General features: G+C 59.7%; 18 protein-coding genes. 11 read left to right on the plus strand and 7 right to left on the minus strand.

Annotated elements, in window-relative coordinates:
• Positions 1 to 31: 31 nt before the first annotated feature.
• Positions 32 to 523 (minus strand): acetolactate synthase small subunit, encoded by a 492-nt coding sequence (gene ilvN, locus ACSOSP_RS07060; protein WP_031360655.1) that lies wholly within the window; start codon positions 521 to 523, stop codon positions 32 to 34.
• Positions 524 to 649: 126 nt separating this feature from the next.
• Positions 650 to 2,413, minus strand: coding sequence for an acetolactate synthase 3 catalytic subunit (locus ACSOSP_RS07065; RefSeq protein ID WP_455310302.1), 1,764 nt, complete (start codon positions 2,411 to 2,413; stop codon positions 650 to 652).
• A gap of 384 nt (positions 2,414 to 2,797) precedes the next feature.
• Between ACSOSP_RS07065 and ACSOSP_RS07070 the strand changes: the two genes are divergently transcribed.
• The 4 genes from ACSOSP_RS07070 to ACSOSP_RS07085 are packed head-to-tail and all read left to right on the plus strand — an operon-like array spanning position 2,798 to position 5,095.
• The gene (locus ACSOSP_RS07070; RefSeq protein ID WP_031360653.1) at positions 2,798 to 3,361 is read left to right on the plus strand and encodes an RNA polymerase sigma factor; all 564 of its coding nucleotides are present in this window, start codon (positions 2,798 to 2,800) and stop codon (positions 3,359 to 3,361) included.
• A complete protein-coding gene (locus ACSOSP_RS07075) occupies positions 3,358 to 3,804 on the plus strand; it encodes a DUF3619 family protein (protein ID WP_455310304.1) in 447 nt (148 codons plus the stop codon). The genes ACSOSP_RS07070 and ACSOSP_RS07075 overlap by 4 nt, the downstream gene beginning before the upstream one ends.
• 19 nt (positions 3,805 to 3,823) lie before the next feature.
• Complete coding sequence (locus ACSOSP_RS07080) at positions 3,824 to 4,558, plus strand: DUF3106 domain-containing protein (RefSeq protein WP_455310305.1); 735 nt, start codon at positions 3,824 to 3,826, stop codon at positions 4,556 to 4,558.
• Between the two features lie 6 nt (positions 4,559 to 4,564).
• A complete protein-coding gene (locus ACSOSP_RS07085) occupies positions 4,565 to 5,095 on the plus strand; it encodes an RDD family protein (RefSeq protein ID WP_455310306.1) in 531 nt (176 codons plus the stop codon).
• Positions 5,096 to 5,181: 86 nt separating this feature from the next.
• Here ACSOSP_RS07085 and ACSOSP_RS07090 read toward each other — a convergent pair whose 3' ends face one another.
• Positions 5,182 to 5,889 carry a class I SAM-dependent methyltransferase gene (locus ACSOSP_RS07090; protein WP_455310307.1) on the minus strand — a complete coding sequence of 236 codons (708 nt, stop codon included), beginning with the start codon at positions 5,887 to 5,889 and terminating at the stop codon, positions 5,182 to 5,184.
• A 246-nt stretch (positions 5,890 to 6,135) separates the two neighbouring features.
• Between ACSOSP_RS07090 and ACSOSP_RS07095 the strand changes: the two genes are divergently transcribed.
• From ACSOSP_RS07095 to ACSOSP_RS07125, 7 genes are all read left to right on the plus strand, one after another.
• A complete protein-coding gene (locus ACSOSP_RS07095) occupies positions 6,136 to 6,327 on the plus strand; it encodes a hypothetical protein (RefSeq protein WP_455310308.1) in 192 nt (63 codons plus the stop codon).
• Between the two features lie 123 nt (positions 6,328 to 6,450).
• Entirely contained in the window at positions 6,451 to 7,341 is an 891-nt protein-coding gene (locus tag ACSOSP_RS07100; RefSeq protein ID WP_455310872.1) for a UDP-2,3-diacylglucosamine diphosphatase, read from the plus strand.
• 63 nt (positions 7,342 to 7,404) lie between these two features.
• Entirely contained in the window at positions 7,405 to 8,436 is a 1,032-nt protein-coding gene (locus tag ACSOSP_RS07105; RefSeq protein WP_455310309.1) for a glycosyltransferase family 4 protein, read from the plus strand.
• Between the two features lie 325 nt (positions 8,437 to 8,761).
• On the plus strand, positions 8,762 to 9,259 hold the full coding sequence (locus ACSOSP_RS07110; RefSeq protein ID WP_075583369.1) for a diacylglycerol kinase: 498 nt from the start codon (positions 8,762 to 8,764) through the stop codon (positions 9,257 to 9,259).
• Between the two features lie 266 nt (positions 9,260 to 9,525).
• Positions 9,526 to 10,242, plus strand: a complete 717-nt coding sequence (locus ACSOSP_RS07115) for a TetR/AcrR family transcriptional regulator (protein WP_455310310.1) — start codon at positions 9,526 to 9,528, stop codon at positions 10,240 to 10,242.
• Positions 10,242 to 10,826, plus strand: coding sequence for an LOG family protein (locus ACSOSP_RS07120; protein ID WP_031360644.1), 585 nt, complete (start codon positions 10,242 to 10,244; stop codon positions 10,824 to 10,826). The genes ACSOSP_RS07115 and ACSOSP_RS07120 overlap by 1 nt, the downstream gene beginning before the upstream one ends.
• A 22-nt stretch (positions 10,827 to 10,848) precedes the next feature.
• A complete protein-coding gene (locus ACSOSP_RS07125) occupies positions 10,849 to 11,595 on the plus strand; it encodes an SDR family oxidoreductase (protein ID WP_455310311.1) in 747 nt (248 codons plus the stop codon).
• Between the two features lie 21 nt (positions 11,596 to 11,616).
• On the opposite strand, the gene ACSOSP_RS07130 is transcribed toward ACSOSP_RS07125, so the two are convergent.
• From ACSOSP_RS07130 to ACSOSP_RS07145, 4 genes are all read right to left on the minus strand, one after another.
• Positions 11,617 to 12,210: a DUF924 family protein gene (locus ACSOSP_RS07130; RefSeq protein WP_455310312.1), complete on the minus strand. Its 594-nt coding sequence runs from the start codon at positions 12,208 to 12,210 to the stop codon at positions 11,617 to 11,619.
• Positions 12,207 to 12,938: an alanyl-tRNA editing protein gene (locus tag ACSOSP_RS07135; protein ID WP_455310313.1), complete on the minus strand. Its 732-nt coding sequence runs from the start codon at positions 12,936 to 12,938 to the stop codon at positions 12,207 to 12,209. Before ACSOSP_RS07135 ends, ACSOSP_RS07130 begins: the two co-directional genes overlap by 4 nt.
• Before the next feature lie 129 nt (positions 12,939 to 13,067).
• Complete coding sequence (locus ACSOSP_RS07140; RefSeq protein ID WP_455310314.1) at positions 13,068 to 14,291, minus strand: type II toxin-antitoxin system HipA family toxin; 1,224 nt, start codon at positions 14,289 to 14,291, stop codon at positions 13,068 to 13,070.
• A complete protein-coding gene (locus tag ACSOSP_RS07145) occupies positions 14,288 to 14,590 on the minus strand; it encodes a helix-turn-helix domain-containing protein (protein WP_455310315.1) in 303 nt (100 codons plus the stop codon). The genes ACSOSP_RS07140 and ACSOSP_RS07145 overlap by 4 nt, the downstream gene beginning before the upstream one ends.
• Positions 14,591 to 14,717: the final 127 nt, after the last annotated feature.

A 14,717-nucleotide genomic window follows, 5' to 3' on the forward strand; every position in this document is an offset into this window, starting at 1 on the left:
GCTAAATAACGTGCGCTTTGTTCAGCCGCTCTCAGACCTTCAGGATTCGCTCGCCCCGGCCAATGCCGGAACTGCCAGTGCGCACGGTTTCGAGAATCGCCGTGGCGTCCAGCCCCTGAATAAAAGCGTCGAGTTTCTCGCTCGCGCCCGTCAGTTCCATCGTGTAGCTTTTTTCGGTGACGTCGATGATGCGGCCGCGGAAGATGTCCGCCATCCGTTTCATCTCTTCCCGTTCCTTACCGACCGCTCTCACCTTGATCAGCATCAGCTCGCGCTCAATGTGGGCGCCCTCTGTCAGGTCGACCACTTTCACCACCTCGATAAGGCGGTTCAAGTGCTTTGTGATCTGTTCGATCACGTCATCCGAGCCAATGGAAACGATGGTCAGCCGCGACAGCGAACTGTCTTCGGTCGGCGCCACCGTCAAGGTTTCAATGTTGTAGCCACGCGCGGAAAAGAGCCCGACGACACGCGATAACGCGCCCGGTTCGTTTTCCAGCAGCACGGAAATAATGTGTCTCATGATAGTTGCGTTCCTAATTTATCCAGTGAATGAGCGTGTTCCCGCGCGTATTCCATCAAACCCGCGCGCCGCGATCGTCTTTTGTGAAGACGGGCGCGCGCGAGCCGCGCTAGGGGAAAACAGCCGTTATAGATCTTCCGATCCGAGCAGCATTTCCGTGATGCCCTTGCCTGCCTGGACCATCGGAAATACGTTTTCGGTGGGATCTGTCTGGAAGTCGAGGAACACCGTGCGATCCTTCAGGCGCAGTGCTTCTTTCAACGCCGGCTCGACGTCACGCGTGTGTTCAATGCGCATGCCCACGTGACCATAAGCCTCAGCCAGCTTCACGAAGTCAGGCAGCGCGTCCATGTACGAACTGGAGTAGCGCTTCTTGTATTCGATCTGCTGCCACTGGCGAACCATGCCGAGATAGCGGTTGTTCAGCGAGATGATCTTGACCGGCGTGTTGTACTGCTTGCACGTCGACAATTCCTGGATGCACATCTGGATCGAGCCTTCGCCCGTAATGCACAGCACCTCGTCGTCCGGATGCGCCATCTTCACGCCCATGGCCGCCGGCAGGCCGAAGCCCATGGTGCCGAGACCACCCGAATTGATCCATCGACGAGGCTTGTTGAAGCGGTAGAACTGCGCCGCCCACATTTGATGCTGGCCAACGTCCGAGCAGACGAATGCTTCGCCGTCGGTCAGTTCCCACGCCTTTTCGACCACGTACTGCGGCTTGATGATTTCGCTTGCGCGGTCGAACTTGAGGCAGTCCTTCGAACGCCATGCCTCGATGTCCTTCCACCAGTCGGCCAAAGCCGCCGTGTCCGGACCATGATCGGCCGTCTGCAACTGTTCGATCAGCTCCTTCAGCACTTCCTTCACGTCGCCGACGATAGGGATATCGACTTTCACGCGCTTGGAAATGGACGACGGATCGATATCGATGTGAATGATCTTCTTCGCATGCGACGCGAAATGTTCCGGATCGCCGATCACGCGGTCATCGAAACGTGCGCCGATCGCGATCAGCACGTCGCAGTGCTGCATGGCCATGTTGGCTTCGTACGTGCCGTGCATGCCGAGCATGCCGAGGAATTTCTTGTTGTCCGCGCGATAACCGCCGAGACCCATCAGCGTATTCGTCACCGGATAACCGAGCAGGTCGGCGAACTGATTCAGTTCACGCGCCGCATTCGCCAGGATGATGCCGCCGCCCGTGTAAATGTACGGACGCTTCGCCGACAGCAAAAGCTGCACGGCCTTGCGGATCTGGCCTGAATGGCCTTTGGTTACCGGATTATAGGAACGCAGTGAGACGGATTTAAGCGGTTCGTACTTGCACGGCGTCTTCGACACGTCTTTCGGAATGTCGATCAGCACCGGGCCGGGACGTCCCGTTCTGGCGATAAAAAACGCTTTCTTGACGGTCGCAGCGAGATCGCGCACGTCTTTGACGAGGAAATTGTGTTTAACGCAGGGACGCGTGATGCCGACCGTGTCGCACTCCTGGAAAGCATCCTGGCCAATTGCCGCCGTCGGAACCTGGCCGCTGATGATCACGAGCGGAATGGAATCCATGTAGGCGGTAGCAATGCCCGTCACCGCATTGGTGACGCCGGGGCCGGAGGTGACAAGCGCCACGCCGACATTACCCGTGGAGCGCGCGTAGGCATCGGCGGCATGAACCGCGGCCTGTTCGTGGCGCACGAGAATGTGCTGGATCTCGTCCTGCTTGTACAGCTCGTCGTAGATATAGAGTACCGAGCCGCCGGGATAGCCCCAAATGAACTCGACTTTTTCGTCAGCGAGCGCGCGCATGAGCACGGTGCCGCCAATGGATTCAGCTTCGAGGGGGGGAGTCGTATCCGACGTGGAGAATTCCGCGCTGGGCATATTCATACATTCACCTTTCGAATTTTCGGCAAAAAATTGATTGGGTGCTCTCTGCCGGGCTTATGGCTCGGGTTCAAGCGGCGCGTCTAAATGGGAAGCGGGCTTCTTGGGCTCGCCTCAAAGAGACAGTTCACTTTATGATGCGAGTCGGAAACGATAGCCCGAGGCCATAAAGTTCGTCAAGGAAATATTGCGCGATACCATCAGATTTGGGCTGGAACTGGCCTTCAGAGGCTCGGATTTGTCCGAAATTATCGAGAAATTGGAGTGTTTCAGGCTGTAACGGCGGCGCATTTCCTCGCTGTTGACGCAAAAGTTTGCTAGCATCCGCAGGTTTTAAACCTCTCACCAACCCTTATCGACGCACGCTCGTTGCGCCGGGCCTCACGGATGGCATCAGACAAGGAACTCGCCGATTTTCTGGCGGGCGTCGAAAGACGCGCGTTTAAGCAGACGGTGTACACCGTACGCGACGACGATGCGGCGCTCGACATCGTTCAGGATGCGATGATCAAGCTCGCCGAAAAATACGGCGACCGGCCTCCGCCCGAATTGCCCCTTTTGTTTCAGCGTATCCTGCAGAATGCAACGCACGACTATTTCCGGCGCCAGAAGGTCCGCAATACGTGGGTAAGCCTGTTTTCGTCGTTCGGCAACGCTGATGACGACGAATTCGACCCCCTGGAGACCTTCGATTCGCAGGATGGGACGGTCGGTGCGGAAAGCGGCGAGAGCCGGCTCGAGCGTGAACAGGTGCTCAACCTGATCGACGCGGAGATCCAAAAACTACCAGCACGTCAACGGGAAGCGTTTCTCATGCGTTACTGGGAGGATATGGATGTCGCCGAAACCGCCGCTGCAATGGGCTGCTCTGAAGGCAGCGTAAAAACACATTGCTCGCGGGCCACGCACGCGCTGGCACACGCGCTGAAGGCGAAAGGAATCACGCTATGAGCAACGCTCTCGATCACAAGGAAACCGAGTTCGCGCTGAAGGTACGCCGCGCGCTCGACGAAAATATCAATTCGCTGCCCGCCGCCTCGCTCGACAAGCTGGCGGCGGCTCGCCGGACGGCGATCGCACGCAAGAAACCGGAAAAAGTCGCGGTCGCGGCGCCGGTGTTCGCGCCTGCGCTCGCCGGAGCGGGCGCGGCCGGTTCAGTCCATCTGGACGGTGCGGGGTCTGGTCATGCGGGTAAACGTGGCCGCTTCTCGCGCCTCGCGCTGGCCTGGCCGCTGCTCGCACTCGTGATCGGACTGGCTGGCATCGCTTATTGGGAGGACCAGCAGCGCACCGCGGAACTCGCCGATATCGACGCGGCCATGCTCAGCGACAATCTCCCGCTCGACGCCTATCTCGACCACGGTTTCAACGCGTACCTGACGCGCAATCATTAAAGAACGCAGGAGTTATCGGGTGAGTTACAAGCGCGGCCTCGCGATTGTCTTTGGATGCGCAATTGCGGGACTTGTCGCGTTTGCGGCCACTTATCCGCGTTTCTACTCGTCCGCTTCGGCAGTGCCCGTTGCTGCCGCTCCCGCCGGGGCGAGCGCGGGCGAAGTCCTGTCACCGCTTTCTTCGCTTTCCTCCCCCGCAAGTCCCATGGCCTGGGCCAAGCTCACCGACGCTCAACGGGTCGCGCTCGCGCCGTTTGCTACGGAATGGGATCAGTTCAGCGAGGAACGCAAGCGCAATTGGATCAAGATAGCGTCGCGATACAAGAAGATGTCGCCCGATGCACAAAAGCGCCTTCACGAGCGAATGACCGAATGGATCCGCATGACGCCGGATCAGCGCAAGGTCGCGCGCGAAAACTATCAGGTTTCGAAGTCAGTGCCGGTTGAGAAGCGTGAACGTGCTTGGGATGCGTATCAAAAGCTTCCGGAAGATCAGAAGAAAAAGCTCGCCGCCACCGAACGGCCTCGCCGGCCGACTGTGGTCAGCGCACCGCCTACGGGCAAGACGGAAGTCAAGGATATCGACCGGCTGATGACTGACCGGGAACATGCACGTGCTTCCGAGGCTGCTGCTGGAATGGGCGCGTCGGCTTCTCCTGCGGCACCCGCTGTTCCCAGCGCCGCCAGTTTTGTGCCGGCCACGCCGATTCCGGTTTCGCCGCAGCAGGCGCCGTCCGTTTTCAACGGGTCTTAGGCAAAAGTGAGCGCATCCTCTCTGGAATCTATTGAGTCTCCCGGATTCACCGCGCCCAGGCTGCGTCGCCGCCTGGCTACGATGCTCTATGAAGGCGTGATCCTGTTCGGGATCGTTTTTATCGCCGGATATTTGTTCAGCACACTTACCCAGCAACGCAACGGGCTCACCCACCACAATATTTTGATGGCTTGGATCGGGTTCGTGCTCGCGGTTTATTTCGTCTACTTCTGGACCCATGGCGGGCAGACCCTGCCCATGAAAACCTGGCGGCTGAAAGTGGTCGATGCGCACGGAGCGCCGGTTTCGATCGCACGCGCCATCGCGCGGTATATGCTCGCGTGGCTGTGGTTCTTGCCCCCGCTGGCATTGCATCCGCTGCTCAAGCTTTCCGTTCCGGCTACGCTCGTGGTGAGCACCGTGTGGATCGCGCTCTGGGCCGCAGCGGTCTGGCTCGATCCGGCGCGGCAGTTCTTGCACGACCGGCTGGCCGGAACGCGGATCGTGGGCGTTGGCGTGGTTCCGCCGCGGGCTTAGGCCGGCGTTGCGCGGCGTTCGTCAGGTCGATCATCGCTCATGGCGGCGCAGGCATACCTCAGGCATCCGAATCATCATGCCCGAACTTAGCTCAGCCACTCCGGGGCGTCCTTCAGTGCCATATGCAGGTTGTCATTGAAGTGATGGATCCGATAACCCAATCCCGCAAACATCGTCTGCAATGACCGTCGCGTGTATAGCGTGATGTGGCCGTTGCGAGGTGCGATGTACCAGTTGTCCATCCCCCTTGGCGGCACGTGATCGATTGTCAGCGTGGAAAACAACAACACCCCCTGCTCGTTCAACAACCCGAGCGCTTCCTGAGCCGTTGCCAACGGTTCAGGCGTGTGCTCCAGGACCTCGAACGCGCTGATGAAATCGAAGGAACCGGAGGGTGGCACTGCTTCTTCGTCCATCGGGTCCCAACTGTGCCCGTCCACCCCGCGCTCGCGCAACAACGACGTCAGCTTGCCATTGCCGCCGCCATAGTCGAGGCACCTCAAGTCGTGACCTTTCTTGATGAAATCGAGAATGAAAGCGGCATTGCCTGCGGGACGCGAATCAATGTAATCAGGATCGACCAGCACGTAGTCGTCGTTATAAATGTGCTGCAGGTAGTCGGTCTTGCTCCAGTGGTCGAATGCAGTCGTGAAGATGAGACCGCAGGCATCGCATCGGTGGTAATAGACCGGCACCCCCGTGAGCGCCAGATAGCGGCCACGCCGCTCTTCGCAACTCTTGTTGAAGTCGGTGACGCCGTAAAGAGGCGCCGGTTCGTTGCATACCTTGCACATCGAGATTCGAACGGCCGGCCCCACTGTTCCACTATCCAGTTGCATAGGATTCCATCGTAAATCCGAAAGTATAGGCTATGCCAACACGATGAGGACCGTCGGCTTCCCGTGTAATTGCAGCGATGGTTCGCATCCGGTCATCGGCGATTTATGCATGTTGTCGTACGTCAAAATTCATGGCGATTTTCTCGCGGTCGTGGTTCTGCAGCAACGATAGCCCGTCGGGGAATTTCCGGCTGAGCGAACATGATCGCGGTACAAAATCGCGCAGCAACACCGCGTGTTGTAATGCGGCGTAAGCGCCCTCAAAGCCAACCGGGCTGGATCGATACCTATCCTGCAAAACAGATCGAAGAGCCGCAATTCGCGCCGTTTTTCCTTCCTCACAGCACGCTCTCCACTTTCATCGCAACCCTTAGTAATAAGAAGTTTTCGTGACTGTCATGGCTCCGTCACGCGAGCATGGCGCAATGGCCGCACTGCAACCCGTTGCGCGTGCCCATGGCCACCAAATCGTCTGCGAGTCACCTCCTAGGCATTACCCTCCGCGATGCCGAAGCGATCGCGTTTCGCAACGACGTCGCGCCACCGTCCCATCCTCCTGACGCCACCAGCGCCAGCCTCACTCCCCAGAGCATTTCCGAGCCCCCTTCCCGACCCGACGACGACCCCGCTGACCATCGCTACCGCACCATCTGGCTGTCCGATATCCATCTCGGCTCCGGTGGCTGTCAGGCGAACTATCTCCTCGATTTTCTGCGCCACAACGATTCCGAGTACCTGTACCTGGTCGGCGACATCATCGATGGATGGCAATTGCGCAAAGGCTGGTTCTGGCCGCAAGCGCACAACGACGTGATCCAGAAAGTGTTGCGCAAAGCCCGCAAAGGCACGCAAGTGGTCTACATCCCGGGCAATCACGATGAAGCCGCGCGGCAGTTCTGCGACCTGGCTTTCGGCGACATCCACGTGCGTAGCGAAGCCTTCCATACCACGCTCGCGGGCAAGCGCCTGTGGATCGTGCATGGCGATCTCTTCGACGGCGTCATCCAGCACGCCAAGTGGCTCGCTTATCTCGGCGATACGCTCTACACGCTGATCCTGCTGCTCAACCGCTGGTTCAACCGGGTGCGCAGCCGCTTCGGCCTGAACTACTGGTCGCTCTCGCAATACCTCAAGCACCAGGTCAAGAACGCGGTGAACTTCATCTCGAAGTTCGAGCATGTAATGACCGATGAAGCGCGCCGCCGCGGCTGTGATGGCGTTGTGTGCGGCCACATCCATAAAGCGGAGATCCGCGATATCGACGGTGTCCTGTACTGCAACGACGGTGACTGGGTCGAAAGCCTGTCTGCGCTCGTCGAGACGTTTGAAGGTGAGCTGAAGATCATCTACTGGACCGTCATGCGCTCCCCTGAACTCCATTCGCAAAAGGCCGGGGCAACTGCCTGATCGACTGCTTGATCGACTGCCCGAGCATCATCCTGAGCGCTTTCATTTATCCGAGGCCATCGAATGAAAATCATGATCGTTACCGACGCATGGGAACCGCAAGTCAACGGCGTCGTGCGCACATTGAAAAGCACCAGCCGCGAACTGACTGCGCTGGGACATCGCGTGGAATTGCTGACGCCGCTCGAATTCAGGACCATCGCGTGCCCGACGTACCCCGAGATTCGCCTGTCGCTGCTGCCGCGCCGCCGCGTCGCGCAACGCATCGAGGAATTCGCGCCGGACGCGCTGCATATCGCGACGGAAGGTCCGCTCGGCATGGCCGCGCGCTCGTTCGCCATACGCAACAAACTGCCGTTCACGACCGCGTATCACACGCGCTTTCCTGAATACGTGCAGGCACGGTTTCACATTCCGCTCGCGGCGACCTACAAGTTCTTGCACTGGTTCCACAAGCCCTCGCAAGCGGTGATGGCGCCCACGCCGGTGGTAAAAAATGACCTCGAAAAATTCGGTTTCACGAACGTGGTCTTGTGGACACGCGGCGTGGATCTGGATATCTTTCAACCGATGGATTCGAAAGTCCTGAACACGACGCGGCCCATTTTTCTGTATGTGGGACGCGTGGCGGTCGAGAAGAACGTCGAGGCTTTCTTGAAACTCGATCTGCCCGGATCGAAGTGGGTCGCAGGCGAAGGACCGGCGCTTGCCGAACTGAAATCGCGCTATCCGAACGCAAACTATCTTGGCGTGTTGTCGCAGGCAGAACTGGCGAAGGTCTACGCCGCCGCCGATGTATTCGTGTTCCCGAGCCGCACCGATACCTTCGGCCTCGTGCTCCTCGAAGCCATGGCATGCGGCACGCCGGTCGCGGCGTACCCGGTGACGGGTCCGATCGATGTGCTCGGCACCGATGGCCCTGGCGCGCTTGACGAAGACCTGCGCGAAGCGTGCTTGCGGGCGCTGAAGATTCAACGCGCCGATGCCCGCGCGTGGGCGGAGAAGTTCTCGTGGCGCGCGGCATCGGAGCAATTCGCGGCGAATTTGAAGCCGCTCGCGACGCGCGGTGCGACGCAAAAGCAAGCAACGGCGTAATCTGGCACTCGCGAGAGCAACGGCGCGCTTGAACGCGGCGTTGCTCCCGGCGTAACACAGCGGGTGTCAAAGCGCGCTGTGCGGTTATGCGGTTCGGGACCCACCGGCCGCGCAAGAAAACAATGCGATGTGGCCGCCCGCAACTGCAACAAGGCGCCGGCGGACTCGTCTTTGCTGACTTCTGCACAGCGGACATGCGAGAAATCGCTGTGTCCCGCGAACTGGCTACGAGCCTGACTCGCAGCGTGCGTCAGACCAATCACAGCAAGTTTCAAAGAAGCGCAATGTGAAAGCCAAACCTTCAGTGCAAGCTAAATCCCTGCTCTTGATACACCGGGAACCCTTCAGCAACGAAGACGACGACATCGAGGCCACGCCGCATCCGAGCGAACCCTTGAGCGCCGATGATCCGCTCGCTCCGTTGCCGTTCAATCCCTACAAGGGCAACCGCGGACTGACTCGCGCCTGGCACGCGATGAAAAACTCGCTGAACGGCTTTCGCGTGGCGATTCGCGAAGAAAGCGCGTTTCGCCAGGAGCTGACGCTCGCCGCCATCCTGGTGCCGTGCGGCATCTTCGTGCCGGTCTCGCCAGTGGAGCGGGCGGCGCTGCTGGCGTCCGTACTGCTGGTGCTGATGGTGGAATTGCTCAATTCGAGCGTGGAAGCGGCGATAGACCGGATTTCGCTGGAGCGGCACGAACTGTCCAAACGGGCGAAGGATTTCGGCAGCGCGGCGGTCATGGTCGCCCTGCTCGTGTGCGTGCTGACATGGGGCCTGATAGTCGGCCCGCTGCTGTGGCGCTGGGCGTTGATGCTGTTTTAAACGCGCTTGAATTAACCCTGCGTTCACCCTGCACCCGCGCTTGAACTCACATAAGCGATCCGCGAAGCGCGCCGCGGCGGCCTGTCGGCACCCCGCGCAGACCCGGCCCCCTCTCAGCCGTTTATAATCGTCCCAATATCCAAGATACCCACCGTTTCCGGGTGCGTGACGCCTTCAATCGGGCTGCATTCAGGCTACATTCAGGCCGTCACGCAGGCCCCACCGGGCCGCGCTCACCCGAAGCCGGTCAACCAGGTCCGGACGACATGGAAGCCAAACCTCCCCGCCGCACCCGTGAACGGATTCTCGAACTATCGCTGAAGCTGTTCAACGATATCGGGGAACCGAACGTCACGACGACCACCATCGCCGAAGAGATGGAAATCAGTCCAGGTAACCTGTACTACCATTTCCGCAACAAAGACGACATCATCAACAGCATTTTCGCCCAGTTCGAACAGCTGATCGAAAAGCGGCTGCGCTTTCCGGAAGACCATCGTCCGACCATTGACGAGATGTGGTCCTACCTGCAGTACATGGCGGAATTCCTGTGGCAGTACCGGTTTTTGTATCGCGACCTGAACGATCTGCTCGCGCGCAACCGCACGCTGGAAACGCATTTCAAACAGATCATCACGCATAAGGTCAACTTCGCCCAGCAACTGTGCGACGCACTTGTAGCCGATCACGAAATGGTCGCGACGCCCGCGGAAATCAAGGTGATCGCGACTAACATGGGCGTGATCGCAACCTACTGGCTGTCGTATCAGTTCGTCATGAACCCGCGCAAATACAACGAGCAGGAAACGATCCGCTCGGAATTGCATCAGGCGAGCCTGCAAATCATCTCGATGATGGCGCCGTATCTGCGCGGGCGATCACGGCAGATTTTTGATGACCTCGTATCGGGCAAAATGCCGGAACGCGTCTTTGCCGATTACCGCGCGCCGAAGGAAGACGGCGCCCCTAAGGAACCTAATTGATGAAAGCAGTCTGCGTATATTGCGGCTCCGCCAATGGAGCCAGGCCGGTCTATGCCGAAGCGGCAAAAGCGTTCGGCCGCGCGTTGGTGGAAGCGGATCTCGCGCTGGTCTACGGCGGCGGGAGCGTGGGGTTGATGGGCATCATCGCCGATGAAGTCCTGGCGCTCGGTGGCCGCGCAATCGGCGTGATCCCCGAATTGCTGATGAACAAGGAAGTCGGCCATAAGAGCCTGACGGAACTGTATGTGGTCCCCGACATGCATCAGCGCAAGAAGAAAATGGCTGATCTCTCGGATGCGTTTGTATCCATGCCCGGTGGCGTTGGCACGTTCGAAGAACTGTTCGAGACCTACACGTGGGCTCAGCTCAAGTATCACGAGAAGCCGGTCGCGTTGCTGAACGTGGACGGGTATTACGATCCGCTGCTCGCGATGCTGCGCCATACCGTGGAAGAAGGCTTCATGCGCGCCCCGTACCTCGACATGCTGCAAGTCAACGCCGATCCCGTGAAGCTGATCGAATCGCTGAAGGCATATCAACCGCCGCTGGTCGACCGTTGGCCTGAGAAACGCGACGCGGTTTGATATCTCAATGGAGAATTCGACGATGTCGAAGGTAGTGTTGATCACGGGCGGCAGCCGCGGAATCGGCCGTGCCGCCGCGCTGTTATGCGCCGCGCGTGGCTGGTCGATCGGCGTGAATTACGCGACCAACCGCAGCGCCGCCGATGAAACCGTCTCCCGTGTGGAAGCCGCCGGTGGCCGCGCGATAGCGATTCAGGGCGATGTCTGCGAAGAAGCCGACGTGATTGCCCTATTCGATGCAACGGTGCGCGCGTTCGGTCCGATTGATGGTTTCGTGAACAACGCGGGCATCGTCGCGCCCGGTTCGGCGCTGGCCGACATGGACATCGCGCGCATGAAACGCGTCTTCGATACCAACGTGCTCGGCGCGTATCTCTGCGCGCGTGAAGCGGCGCGGCGCATGTCGACGAAACGTGGCGGACGGGGCGGGTCGATCGTCAATGTATCGTCGGCGGCAGCGCGGCTCGGGTCACCGAACGAGTACGTGGATTACGCGGGTTCGAAAGGCGCCGTCGATACCCTGACGATCGGCCTCGCGAAGGAACTCGGTCCGGAAGGCGTGCGCGTGAATGCCGTACGGCCTGGTTTGATCGATACTGAGATTCACGCGAGCGGCGGCACACCCGATCGCGCAGCGCGGTTGGGCGCGCTCGCGCCGCTGGGACGGCCCGGTACGGCGGAAGAAGTCGCGGAATCGATTGTGTGGCTGCTGTCGGATGCGTCGGCGTATGTCACCGGCGCGTTGCTCGATGTGGCGGGCGGGCGTTAAAACGCTGGAACGTTTGGAACGTTAGAAGCCGCCCTTCTTCTTGAGCCACGCGCGCTCTTCTGCCGTCGACTCGCGGCCGAGAATATCGTTGCGATGTGGAAAGCGGCCAAGACGCTCGATCACTTCAGCATGGCTATGCGCGTATTTCAGCCTGTCTTCGATGTCCTCGTCGCCGGTTTCATCGAAGAGCGCTTGGTGCAGACGCACAGATTCATGCTGGCTTGCCAGCGACTCATCGTGCTCGAACGGCAGGTACACGAACGCGCGATGATGAATCGTCGGCAACGTGCGTTCTTCGTGCGTATCGACTAACGTACGCGCCAGCTTTAACGCCTGCTTGTCACCGGCGAATGCTCGCGGTGTATTTCGAAAGCAATTGCGGGTGAACTGGTCGAGCAGCACGATCAACGCCAACGTGCCGAGCGGTGTTTCGGACCACGATGCAAGTCCGCCCTCCAGTGCCTCCTCGAGCAAGGTACCGAAGCGCTCGTGAAGCATGGCGTCGAACCTGGCGTCCTTCTTGAACCAAACCTTGCGCGCATGGCCGAATTCCGCTGAATCCGGCGCTCCGAACCACGCGTCGAGCACCGCTTGAGCGCGTGCGTCGAGCATCATGCAAACTCGATCACGAGACGCCGCGTGCGTGCGCTTTTCTTTTCCACCTTCGCTATGCGCAGCTCACCGATCTCGCTCGTATTACGCACGTGCGTGCCGCCGCATGGCTGCAAATCGATACCCTCGATACGCAGCAAACGCACCCGCCCCATGCCGGCCGGCGGCTTTACGCTCATCGTCCGGACCAGCTCAGGACGCTCTTCCATTTCCTGGTCGGTGATCCACTCGGTCGCAACCGGATGTGCGCCGCCAATCAGCTCACGCAAGCGCGTTTCCAGCTCCTCGCGTTCGATCGGTTCGACCGTCGCGAAATCCATGCGTGCATAACCGCTGGTGATGCTGCAGCCATCGACAGGATAGGGCAATGCCGCGCACACCAGATGCGTCGCCGTGTGCAGGCGCATGTGCCGGTAGCGCCGTTCCCAATCGATCTCGGCCGTCACCCGATCGCCCACTTTCAGCTTCGCGAGCAGCGCTTCCTGATCCGGCGCCGGCACATGGACGGCGTCATCGGGTGTCGCGCCTTCGAACTTTGCCTTGCGCGTATCCGCTATTTCAATGCGCGTGCCGTCCGCAAGCGTCAGCGATCCGGCATCTCCCGCCTGACCGCCGCCCAGCGGATAAAACACGGTTTGATCGAGATGGATACCGAGCTCGTCGATAGCGGTGATCGACGCCTCGCAACGCGTCAGATAGGCGTCTTCGCGAAACAACGCGCGTGTGCTCATGGGGAAGTCTCCTGGTCTGTCGCCGGCTGAAAATGAAGCCATATTATGCGGGTCTGCCGCCAAGGCTCCTTAGCACTTGCTCGTCTGGCCGGCAGGCGCGGGCTGATATGCCATTCGTCAAGCGGAGAGTCAGGCCATCCGCGACTGATTCGCCCTGACGGTGCGCTCCATCATGTCGAGCGTCTCCTCAGTGACTGGCAAGCCCTTGGCATATTGCCGGAACCCTGACGCAACCGAGGCAATGCGTTCGATGCTCTGCGATGCCATACGCGATACGACGCCGGTCTTGCTGGCGAGGTTCATCAAGTGCTCGCGCGCCGGCGCCCTTGCCTCGCCGCAAATGTCCATCTGATGCTCCCCGCCCGGCCCTCCGTTAAACGTCAGGTCATAGGCGGGTGAAAACTGCCAGCGGCCGTCTGCGCCCATCACGAATGAGAAGTTTTTTGCGTGGTCATCGCGGTTATTGAACACGACGTTGAACACACATCGGTCAAATGCCTGCTGAACTTCACGCGCGTCCCGCGTCATGAACTGCGTTAGCCGCAGCAACGCGATGTAGTCCATCTGCGGCACGCGGAAGTCGCAGTGGGCCGCACCCGCTGCCGTATGCATCGGCACACGCATCCCGTTGAAGCGGTCAAACCGCTCGACGCCAAATGCCGACAGCGAGGGACCGAGATCGAAGTAATTGGTGGCGGGCATCCGAAGTCCACAGGCCGCGGCAATTGCCGCATACATTGCCTCGACCGCGCAGACTTCCTTGTGATCGTGCTGCGCCGGGAATTTTACGAGCCACGGTGTCCCGAGTCCTTGCTCCGAGTTCGACATCCGGCCGGAATGCGGATCATAGTTGACCAATACCTTGGGGCGCGCGCCGTGCGGTGAACCGCCCATCAGCGCGAGTTCGCGCAAGAGGGCCTCACTGTCATCCGTTATCACCTGGCGGACTTCGTGAGCGAGAGTAAGCAGCTGAACATCCTCCGGGACCAGCACTTCGCCGTCGTTGGGTTCAAAGACGAGCGCGCCCATCGCTTTTTCGCCGATGAAAGCCAACCGGTCCAGCGGAGACACGAGCCGGGGATCCCGCCCATGCTTGCGAAACAACCGGTCCACGAGGAGCATGCCCCAGCCGTCCGGCAAGGAGTCGCTCACGAGGCCGGGCAGTCGCAGTTGATGCGCAGGGAAGTCTCCATACGTCGTCGCTGCGAGCGGCATCTTGAGTGGAGACAAATTCAAGCCGCGCTGCTGCGCGAGCGCGGAGTATTCAAACAGGAGGTCAGTGCCATTGTCGGCCAGTTGGCCGAGCTCGAAGCGCTCACCCCAGCCCGCGTAAATCACGCTCAGCTTCTTCATTCTGTCGCTCGAGAAGCGCGCTGGCGCTTGACGCTGGCCGCCTCCATCGCCTTGATGGATTTGGGCTTCAGCGCAAAAATACCGCCCAATTCCTCCACCAGCCCCAAAGCCATGACGACCCTCACGAAGTTGTCGAGCGTGGCACGCCCGCTACGCTCGATATTGCGAAGAGCCCGCTCAGAGATTCCGGCACGGCTGGCGAGTTCGTCCTGCTGAAGGTTCTGCAGGAGCCGCTGCGCGCGCAGACGTTGCCCCAGCTCCGCTACGACTTCCTGAGAGTTAGATAGATTAAAGTGCATTTTTATGCCGGTTAGCAGCTAAAGCACGGAACTACCGGCACAATTTTACCGCTTATGGATTTTCCGGTCAAATACTGTCTTCCCGGTTAACCGGCACGAAAAGTTCGGTAAACCTTCAATGTCGATC

It is taken from the genome of Caballeronia sp. KNU42, assembly GCF_053760385.1.

What these genes read in the sequence shown, in the direction of transcription:
- ilvN (WP_031360655.1), bottom strand. Translation starts at nt 523, where the DNA reads ATGAGACACATTATTTCCGTGCTGCTGGAAAACGAACCGGGCGCGTTA.
- ACSOSP_RS07065 (WP_455310302.1), bottom strand. Translation starts at nt 2,413, where the DNA reads ATGAATATGCCCAGCGCGGAATTCTCCACGTCGGATACGACTCCCCCC.
- ACSOSP_RS07070 (WP_031360653.1), top strand. Translation starts at nt 2,798, where the DNA reads ATGGCATCAGACAAGGAACTCGCCGATTTTCTGGCGGGCGTCGAAAGA.
- ACSOSP_RS07075 (WP_455310304.1), top strand. Translation starts at nt 3,358, where the DNA reads ATGAGCAACGCTCTCGATCACAAGGAAACCGAGTTCGCGCTGAAGGTA.
- ACSOSP_RS07090 (WP_455310307.1), bottom strand. Translation starts at nt 5,889, where the DNA reads ATGTGCAAGGTATGCAACGAACCGGCGCCTCTTTACGGCGTCACCGAC.
- ACSOSP_RS07095 (WP_455310308.1), top strand. Translation starts at nt 6,136, where the DNA reads ATGATCGCGGTACAAAATCGCGCAGCAACACCGCGTGTTGTAATGCGG.
- ACSOSP_RS07105 (WP_455310309.1), top strand. Translation starts at nt 7,405, where the DNA reads ATGAAAATCATGATCGTTACCGACGCATGGGAACCGCAAGTCAACGGC.
- ACSOSP_RS07115 (WP_455310310.1), top strand. Translation starts at nt 9,526, where the DNA reads ATGGAAGCCAAACCTCCCCGCCGCACCCGTGAACGGATTCTCGAACTA.
- ACSOSP_RS07120 (WP_031360644.1), top strand. Translation starts at nt 10,242, where the DNA reads ATGAAAGCAGTCTGCGTATATTGCGGCTCCGCCAATGGAGCCAGGCCG.
- ACSOSP_RS07125 (WP_455310311.1), top strand. Translation starts at nt 10,849, where the DNA reads ATGTCGAAGGTAGTGTTGATCACGGGCGGCAGCCGCGGAATCGGCCGT.
- ACSOSP_RS07130 (WP_455310312.1), bottom strand. Translation starts at nt 12,210, where the DNA reads ATGATGCTCGACGCACGCGCTCAAGCGGTGCTCGACGCGTGGTTCGGA.
- ACSOSP_RS07135 (WP_455310313.1), bottom strand. Translation starts at nt 12,938, where the DNA reads ATGAGCACACGCGCGTTGTTTCGCGAAGACGCCTATCTGACGCGTTGC.
- ACSOSP_RS07140 (WP_455310314.1), bottom strand. Translation starts at nt 14,291, where the DNA reads ATGAAGAAGCTGAGCGTGATTTACGCGGGCTGGGGTGAGCGCTTCGAG.
- ACSOSP_RS07145 (WP_455310315.1), bottom strand. Translation starts at nt 14,590, where the DNA reads ATGCACTTTAATCTATCTAACTCTCAGGAAGTCGTAGCGGAGCTGGGG.